Raw genomic sequence first — 6,028 nt, forward strand, 5'->3', positions numbered from 1 at the left:
CCGTGGATGACCTGAGTCGCCGTACCCTCCTCGCCGCCGGTGCCGCAGGCCTGGCCGCCGTCGCCGGCTGCAGCTCGTACGGCGAGCCGAAGAGCGCCCCGGCCACGTCAGCCCCGGTAGGCACCTCCATCGCCAAGACCGGCGACGTCCCGGTCGGCGGCGGCCTCATCGTCGCCGCCAGCCAGATCGTCATCACGCAACCCACTGCCGGCACCTTCAAGGCGTTCACCTCGATCTGCACCCACCAGCAATGCCCGGTCGCAAACGTTGCCAACGGCACCATCAACTGCGACTGCCACGGCAGCAAATTCTCCATCACCGACGGCTCGGTAGCCTCACCCCCGGCCCCCCAGCCCCTGGCCGCCAAACAAATCAAAGTAACCGGCGACTCCATCACCCTCGCCTGAGGGTTGCTCAGTCGATCGACTTGATTCTCTTCAGAACCGCGCTGGATTGTTGATATACGCGAAGCCACTCAGGAACGGTGCCGAAATTCATTGCGGCCTCGCTTTCCGATCCAGGGCTCGCCTCAGCGATCACCTAGCGTTTGACGGCCTCGACGTACGTCTGTGTCGGCAGTGTCGACGGAGTTGTCCGCAAGTCGGCTGCCACAGCCGTTACGGCGCCATCCGTGGCCGGCGGCGGCGGTGCGGGTTGGGCTTGCTCGCGGGCCAGCAGGCCTTTGCCGAGGGACGAGATCGTGGCGAGGAAGGCCACGTCGAACGCCGTACCCCAGTCGAAACTCGTGATGTCAAAGACTTTGTCGGCGGCCACCGAAGCTGCCACGGATGCCAGGAACGTCTTCGCGAGGCGCGCAAGCGTGTCGGGCCAGAACTTCAGATCTGTCCACCGGACCAGGTATTGCAGAGCTGTCAGAACGAGGGATGACACGGCTGCGCTGATAGCGAGTGTCGATGCATACTTCCACGGAAGTCCGGTAACGGCGACTGTAGTGCCGCCGGCGAGTAGTGTCGCGAAGAACACCTGCCCGGCCGACCAGCCCGACCTTTCCAGCAGATCGAGCAATACGGCCCGCCATTTCGATCCGATCCCCGCCATTGTTCACTCCCCCTGGTAAGAAGACCACCCGAATACAGGGTCCTCGCGGCAGTCTCCGATAGCAATACCTGAAAGCCAGCCCGAGAAATCCACATGACATATGTCGAAGAGGGCGTTATTCGGACGCGGACTCAGCAGGCCGCTCGGCAGGCCCCGCCACCCAACCACTAGTAATACAGCCGTAGATCGTGATCGCGTTCCTGTCGCGCTTGGTAGTTGCAGTGTCTGGCTCGGTGTTGGTGGCGTCGGCGGAATCGGCTCCATCGGGCGATGTGCAGCTGGTCGTGGATGGGGCGGGTGAGTGCTGTGCGGAGGTGCCGGATCTCGTTGCAGGTAAGGGGAATCATCGCTGTTTGGTGTTCGGTGTCGCTGGGTGTGGTGCTGGCGGTGTGGGTGGTGGTTGGCTGTCGGGCTCGTGCGGCGGTGACGGCGAGGAAGGCATGGGCGAGCATGGCGAGGGTGGTCCAGCGGTGCCAGGAGGTCCAGGTGCGGACCTGGTGTTCGTCCAGGCCGGCGCAGCCCTTGCCGGCTTGGAAGTTCTCCTCGACCCGCCAGCGGGTCCCGGCCCTGACTTGTGCCACGTTTGGGAGTCTCGGCTGAGCTCAGCGCGTTGACCTGCAGGTTTGTGCCGATTGCTGCCTGGATGTGTGCACTAAGCGGGTGTCTTTAGGCTGTCGGTCGTGGCTCCGTACGTGCGCACGGTGAAGACGGCCTCGGGTGCGACCGCGGTCCAGATCGTGTATTCCTCGCGGCGCGGTTCGCGGGACATTGAGCACATCGGGTCGGCGCACGACGACGTGGAGCTCGAGCTGCTGAAGGCCGCCGCGCGACAGCGCATGGCGGCAGGGCAGGGTGAGCTCGATCTCGGTCTGGACGCCGAACCCGCTGAGAGTGTGGGTCGTGGTGGACCGTTGGCGATCACCTCGGCGCGGATGGGGCACCTGTGGGACGCCTTGGCCCGCGGCTACGAGGTGCTCGGGTTCGACGAGGCCACCGGCTCCGACGAGGTGTTCCGGGCGCTAGTGCTGGCGCGCATCATCGAGCCCACGAGCAAGTTGGACTCACTGCGGGTGCTCGAGGAGGTCGGTGTCGATCCTCCGGCCTACCGGACCCTGGTCCGTCGGTTGCCGGTATTCGCCGAAGCATCGTGGCGGAAGAAGCTCGCGGCGGCCTGTGCCGCCCAGGTAGACCTGGGCCCGGCGAGCCTGGTGTTGTACGACGTGTCGACGTTGTACTTCGAGACCGACGCCGGTGACGGGTTCCGTGAGCCCGGGTTCTCCAAGGAACGTCGGCTGGAGCCGCAGATCACCATCGGGCTGCTGACCAACGAGTCCGGGTTCCCGTTGATGGTGAACGCGTTCGAAGGCAATCGCGCCGAGACGACCACGATGCTGCCGGTGATCCGGGAGTTCATGAAAGCTCACCGGTTGGCGGACGTGACGATCGTGGCCGACGCGGGCATGGTCTCCGATGCGAACAAGCGTGCCCTGGAGACCGAGGGCTTGTCGTTCATCCTCGGAGCACGTGTCCCGGACATCCCTTACGTGGTGAAGAAGTGGCGACAGAACCACCCCGATACCGAGATCCCGGACGGGCACGTGTTCACCCAGCCATGGCCCGCCGCGCGCAGCGATAAGCGCCGTGACCAGATCTTCTACTACCAATACCGCGCCGACCGGGCCCGGCGAACCCTGCGCGGGATCGACGAACAGGTCGCCAAGGCCGAGAAGGCCGTCCAGGGCTTGGCCTCGGTGAAGCGCAACAGGTTCATCAGCGTCACCGGCGGCACGAAGAAGGTGAACCGTGAGCTCGAAACCAAGGCTCGCGCGCTGGCCGGGATCAAGGGCTACGTGACCAACCTCGACGCAGGGCCGGAGTTCGTGATCGACGCCTACCACCGGCTCTTCAACGTCGAGAAATCCTTCCGGATGTCCAAAAGCGACCTCGCCGCGCGGCCGATCTACCACCACAAACGCGACTCGATCGAAGCCCACCTGACCATCGTGTTCGCCGCCCTCGCGGTCTCACGCTGGATTGAGGACACCACCGGCTGGTCGATCAAGAAGTTCATCCGCACCACCCGCCGATACCGCACCATCGAAATCCAGGCCGGCGCCCACACCATCACCGCCGCCGACCCGCTACCCAACGACCTGCGCGAGATCCTGCGAACGATCCACGGCCACGACGGTGCGCACTAACTTGGCACAAGTCAGGTTGCAGTGTCTGGCTCGGTGTTGGTGGCGTCGGCGGAATCGGCTCCATCGGGCGATGTGCAGCTGGTCGTGGATGGGGCGGGTGAGTGCTGTGCGGAGGTGCCGGATCTCGTTGCAGGTAAGGGGAATCATCGCTGTTTGGTGTTCGGTGTCGCTGGGTGTGGTGCTGGCGGTGTGGGTGGTGGTTGGCTGTCGGGCTCGTGCGGCGGTGACGGCGAGGAAGGCATGGGCGAGCATGGCGAGGGTGGTCCAGCGGTGCCAGGAGGTCCAGGTGCGGACCTGGTGTTCGTCCAGGCCGGCGCAGCCCTTGCCGGCTTGGAAGTTCTCCTCGACCCGCCAGCGGGTCCCGGCCACCCGCACCAGAGTTGCGAGCGGAGCGGCGCTGGTGGCGTGGCAGAGGAAGTAGGCCAGCTCACCGGTGTGCAGGTTGCGCCGCAGCAGCAACCAGCGGTGATGGGTCGGCTCGCTGTCGCTGATGCTGGTGAAGGCCCAAGCGTAGAGCCGTTCGCCTTTACTGCCGCGGCTCGCGGAGAGGATCTGCCAGCCGTTGCATGGGATCTGTTCGACGAACCTGTCGGCGCGTAGCTTGCCTGCCGTGGCCGGCATGCTCGGCCAGGCTCCAGCAGTTCTCGCGTCACACAGCCACGCCGATCCCAGATCCCTTACCAGGAAAGCGAATCAGCCAAGGCAACGATCCACGGCTGTAGTACTGGGCGGCCCAGGCGCATTGCATGGGCCAGGGCAGTTCTCAGAAGCCGTGCTTGTGCCCATCGTCACGACGCTCGCTCACACCAAGCCGTCATCCCGCCGCCGCGCCGACCATCGCCTCCATGAGATCGGCAGCCTCTTCGCTCGTGAGCGATCCCTCCCGGACGAGCGAGTGCCATGTCACGAACGAGATCGCGTGGCCGACGGCTGCCGCCGTGCGCACGCGCACCCGACCTCGCTCGCGGCGTCCCGTCATCAGTGAACGAGCGACGTGGCGGAAGTATCCGACGAACGCCTCGCGGGCCGCCGGCGGGACAGCATCGATGTCGCGGATGCCTACCGAGAGCATCGCCTCCGTTTCCTCGTACCACCGATACAGTTCGCGCACCGCGACGCGAAAGCGCTCGTTGGGTGAGGCGATGCCGACCCACGACGTCGGGTCGGGCATGGGGTGCCGCTCGTAGTAGTGGGCGTTGCACGCCTCGAACAGCACCTGGAGATCGGGGAAGTGGTTGTACACCGTGGCGCGCTGCACGCCCGCGCGCTCGGCGATGGCCTTGATGGTCGTCTTCGCGGGGCCGAGCGTTTCGTGGAGCTCGACCGTCGCTTCAACGATTCGTTGCCGGGTCTCGGCTTCGGTGAGCGCACGCTTCGTCTTCCGGTAGGGGCGTGGCGACGCTATGTTCGCTGAACACATATGTTAGCCAATCTTGACAGGGCACTTCGCTGCTGCTTCATTGTACGCATGTGTCAGCCAAATGGAGGTGCGGCATGAGTGCAGGGACTGTAGCGGCCACGACCGTCAAGGTTGTCCAGCCCGGTGAAGGTCGGCGCGGCGGATTGATGCCCGGCGTCGGGGTGATCTTCAAGATCGACGGTGTCGACTCCGGTGGCGCCCTCGCCGTCGTCGAACACCCCTTCGAGGTCGGCGGACTCGTCCCGCCCCACGTCCACCACCGCGAGGATGAGATCTCCATCGTGCTCGAGGGCGAGATCGGCTTCCGGTCCGAGGACAAGGAGATCGTGCTCGGCCCGGGCGGATACATCGTGAAGCCGCGCGGCGAGGTCCACGCGATGTGGAACGCCGGGCCGACGCCGGCGCGCATGATCGAGATCATCTCGCCTGCCGGACTCGAAGAGCTCTTCCGGACGGTCGTCAGCCTGACCGAGCGCGGCGAAGCAGAGATGTCGAAGATCGTCGAGCTCGCGAACCGCTACGAGGTCCCAATCGCGGAACCCGAATGGTTCGCGGACGTCATCCAGCGCTACCAGCTCTCCATGCCGACGCCTTAGTCCGGGGCCGCCTGGACGTAAGCCAGGCGGCCTACACCCGTTCGCGATGGACTACCTGCTCGACAGGAACACGATCACGATCTACGGCTGTAGTACTAGCCCCAAACAAATCAAAGTAACCTGCGACTCCATCCACTCGCCTAATCCTGAATCCGTGGACCGGGAACGGTGGTTCGACTTCAGGGGTCTGGTGTGGGGTCGGTGATTCGGTGGGTGCCGGTGGGTGTGACGTGGAAGCGGTAGCCGTGGGGTGTGGTCCACTCCAGCGTCTTGCGGTCCAGGCGCCTGACCTTCCAGCGGCCGTGGGTCTTGACCCTGTGGGCGTAGCGCCGCAGGGGTGCGAGATTCTCGGTTCCGGTCTGACCGGGTGGCCCGAGGGGGTCGTACGGGCGGATGTGGTCCAGGTCCATGGCCCGGTCGGTCTCGCGGGTGCCGTACGGGAACTGCTCGATCGGGTGGATCAGCTTGACCCGTTCCCGGATCCGGTCCGGGATCTCGTAACAGTCAACACCGACCGCGTCGTTGAGGTCGATGACCGGCTTGACGATGTAGGGGCCGTGGCCGATGAGTTCGGCGAGTTGGCTGGCCAGCAGCGGGCCGAGGCCCTCGACCCGCAGGATCCCGTCGCCGGTGGCCAGGGTGTGGTCGGTCAGGTGCACGTAGATCTCGGTCTGCCCGGGCCGCACCCGCCCACCCGAGCGACCCCGACCGGCTGCGGGCGCGGTGGCGTAGGCGTCGTGTTTGATCTGGGC

The 6,028-nt window shown here is 65.5% G+C and carries 6 protein-coding genes and 2 pseudogenes; 3 read left to right on the plus strand and 5 right to left on the minus strand.

From position 1 onward, the window contains the following. The first annotated feature begins 2 nt into the window (after positions 1 to 2). Positions 3 to 407: a Rieske (2Fe-2S) protein gene (locus tag EV643_RS35830; protein WP_133804651.1), complete on the plus strand. Its 405-nt coding sequence runs from the start codon at positions 3 to 5 to the stop codon at positions 405 to 407. 133 nt (positions 408 to 540) lie between these two features. On the opposite strand, the gene EV643_RS35835 is transcribed toward EV643_RS35830, so the two are convergent. Together EV643_RS35835 and EV643_RS47070 are read right to left on the minus strand one after the other, a co-directional pair. Then, complete coding sequence (locus EV643_RS35835) at positions 541 to 1,059, minus strand: hypothetical protein (RefSeq protein WP_133804652.1); 519 nt, start codon at positions 1,057 to 1,059, stop codon at positions 541 to 543. Between the two features lie 167 nt (positions 1,060 to 1,226). Further along, a pseudogene (locus EV643_RS47070) lies at positions 1,227 to 1,625 on the minus strand (IS701 family transposase); the annotation flags it as partial. A 126-nt stretch (positions 1,626 to 1,751) separates the two neighbouring features. Between EV643_RS47070 and EV643_RS35845 the strand changes: the two are divergent. Beyond that, positions 1,752 to 3,260, plus strand: coding sequence for an IS1634 family transposase (locus EV643_RS35845; protein ID WP_440589994.1), 1,509 nt, complete (start codon positions 1,752 to 1,754; stop codon positions 3,258 to 3,260). Here EV643_RS35845 and EV643_RS35850 read toward each other — a convergent pair. Both EV643_RS35850 and EV643_RS35855 read right to left on the minus strand, forming a co-directional pair. Then, positions 3,201 to 3,881 carry a hypothetical protein gene (locus tag EV643_RS35850; protein WP_133804655.1) on the minus strand — a complete coding sequence of 227 codons (681 nt, stop codon included), beginning with the start codon at positions 3,879 to 3,881 and terminating at the stop codon, positions 3,201 to 3,203. The genes EV643_RS35845 and EV643_RS35850 overlap by 60 nt on opposite strands. A 193-nt stretch (positions 3,882 to 4,074) precedes the next feature. Then, positions 4,075 to 4,680 carry a TetR/AcrR family transcriptional regulator gene (locus EV643_RS35855; protein WP_133804656.1) on the minus strand — a complete coding sequence of 202 codons (606 nt, stop codon included), beginning with the start codon at positions 4,678 to 4,680 and terminating at the stop codon, positions 4,075 to 4,077. Positions 4,681 to 4,754: 74 nt separating this feature from the next. Between EV643_RS35855 and EV643_RS35860 the strand changes: the two genes are divergently transcribed. Beyond that, positions 4,755 to 5,276 carry a cupin domain-containing protein gene (locus tag EV643_RS35860; protein ID WP_133804657.1) on the plus strand — a complete coding sequence of 174 codons (522 nt, stop codon included), beginning with the start codon at positions 4,755 to 4,757 and terminating at the stop codon, positions 5,274 to 5,276. A 179-nt stretch (positions 5,277 to 5,455) separates the two neighbouring features. Here the strand turns inward: EV643_RS35860 and EV643_RS44440 are convergent. Further along, positions 5,456 to 6,028 (minus strand): annotated as a pseudogene (locus tag EV643_RS44440) (hypothetical protein); the annotation flags it as partial.

Source organism: Kribbella caucasensis (assembly GCF_004361855.1).
GTDB lineage: Bacteria > Actinomycetota > Actinomycetes > Propionibacteriales > Kribbellaceae > Kribbella > Kribbella caucasensis.

Bases quoted from the DNA above. Each gene is read 5' to 3' on its own strand.
- EV643_RS35835 (WP_133804652.1), bottom strand. From the start codon at position 1,059: ATGGCGGGGATCGGATCGAAATGGCGGGCCGTATTGCTCGATCTGCTG.
- EV643_RS35860 (WP_133804657.1), top strand. From the start codon at position 4,755: ATGAGTGCAGGGACTGTAGCGGCCACGACCGTCAAGGTTGTCCAGCCC.
- EV643_RS35850 (WP_133804655.1), bottom strand. From the start codon at position 3,881: ATGCCGGCCACGGCAGGCAAGCTACGCGCCGACAGGTTCGTCGAACAG.
- EV643_RS35855 (WP_133804656.1), bottom strand. From the start codon at position 4,680: ATGTGTTCAGCGAACATAGCGTCGCCACGCCCCTACCGGAAGACGAAG.